Annotated in this window: 2 protein-coding genes; both read left to right on the top strand. The window is 38.6% G+C overall.

Features of this window, described 5'->3' with window-relative positions:
- Nucleotides 1-235: lycopene cyclase domain-containing protein (locus AC1DDX_RS27275; RefSeq protein ID WP_477623014.1), on the top strand; the 235-nt coding region annotated here is incomplete at its 5' end.
- Nucleotides 236-283: 48 nt separating this feature from the next.
- Nucleotides 284-1,477 (top strand): enoyl-ACP reductase FabV, encoded by a 1,194-nt coding sequence (gene fabV, locus AC1DDX_RS27270; RefSeq protein WP_337716315.1) that lies wholly within the window; start codon nt 284-286, stop codon nt 1,475-1,477.
- Nucleotides 1,478-1,620 lie beyond the last annotated feature (143 nt).

Genomic DNA, 1,620 nt, shown 5'->3' with positions numbered 1-1,620 from the left:
CTATGGAATACTGTTAATTCCTTTTCTTATTGTGAATGGATTGCTTACCGGGACCGCTCTGGAGGAACCCGTAGTGTGGTATAACCAAGCTCAGATTATTGGGCTTAGAATCCTGACCATCCCCGTTGAGGATGTGTTTTATGGTATGGCTTTGATCCTTCTGAACCTTTTAATATATCTTCATTTGAAGATTAAATATCAGTTAATCAGCGGGTATTCAGGTAAACCCATATAGGTAATGTAAAAAAACCTTAATATTGTCAATCAAAAGAAAAATAGATTTATGATTATAGAACCTAGAATGCGCGGGTTTATTTGCCTTACGGCACATCCAAAAGGATGCGAGCAAAATGTAATAAACCAGATCAATTATGTAAAGTCAAAAGGTGAAATTGAAGGTCCTAAGAAGGTCCTTGTAATTGGTGCCTCTACGGGATTTGGATTAGCATCAAGAATAACAAGCGCGTTTGGATGTGGCGCAGCCACCGTTGGGGTTTATTTTGAAAAACCACCTGCACCGGGTAAAACGGCTTCGCCGGGATGGTATAACACTGCAGCTTTTGAACAACAAGCTCAAAAAGCAGGTTTATATGCTAAAAGTGTAAATGGTGATGCGTTTTCTACTGAAATAAAACAAAAAGTAATTGACCTGATCAAAGCTGATCTAGGACAAATTGATCTTGTAGTTTATAGTCTGGCATCTCCTAAAAGAGTACATCCAATAACTGGTGTAGTTCATAATTCGGTTTTAAAACCAATTGGCGAGACCACGTTTACCAACAAAACTGTCGATTTTCACACCGGAGTAGTTTCTGAGGTTTCTATAACCCCGGCTAATGAAGAGGAAATAGAAAATACAGTTGCTGTTATGGGTGGCGAAGATTGGGGTATGTGGATTGATGAATTAAAAGCGGCAAATTTATTGGCTCCAGAGGCAATTACTGTAGCTTATTCATACATCGGCCCTGCGGTTACTGAAGCGGTTTACCGTAAAGGGACTATCGGCAGAGCTAAAGATCATTTAGAAGCTACTGCTTTTGCAATATCTGACAAACTGAAAGACATTAATGGAAAAGCATTTGTTTCTGTAAACAAAGCATTGGTTACTCAGGCAAGTTCTGCTATACCGGTTATTCCTTTATACATTTCGTTGCTTTATAAAATCATGAAAGAGAACGGTACACATGAAGGATGTATTGAGCAGATGCAACGTTTATTTGCTGAGCGTTTATACAATAAAGGTGGTATCGCTACTGATGAGCAGGGCAGAATCCGTGTAGACGATTTAGAAATGGACAGCGATGTACAAGCCAAAGTTGCTGCACTTTGGGCCGAAGCAACTGAAGAATCGCTTCCTAAAATTGGTGATCTTGCCGGTTATAAGAGAGATTTCTTAAACCTGTTCGGCTTTGATGTTGATGGTATCGATTATACAAAAGATACTGACGAGATGGTTGCTGTTCCCGGATTGGTTTAAATTTTTTTAGTGGTGTAGCGTTTGCTTGTAAATATTGGTATAGGTTATTAAAACTAATGAGATAATTATGAGAACCAAACCATTAAAACTATTGATCCTTTTCTGCTTTCTTATAGTTGCTGCTATGTTTAGCAGTTGTGAAA

The sequence above is a fragment of the Pedobacter sp. 10L46_2 genome, assembly GCF_056395165.1.
This window is presented reverse-complemented; position numbering and strand designations above follow the sequence as displayed.

Bases quoted from the DNA above. Each gene is read 5' to 3' on its own strand.
- fabV (WP_337716315.1), top strand. From the start codon at position 284: ATGATTATAGAACCTAGAATGCGCGGGTTTATTTGCCTTACGGCACAT.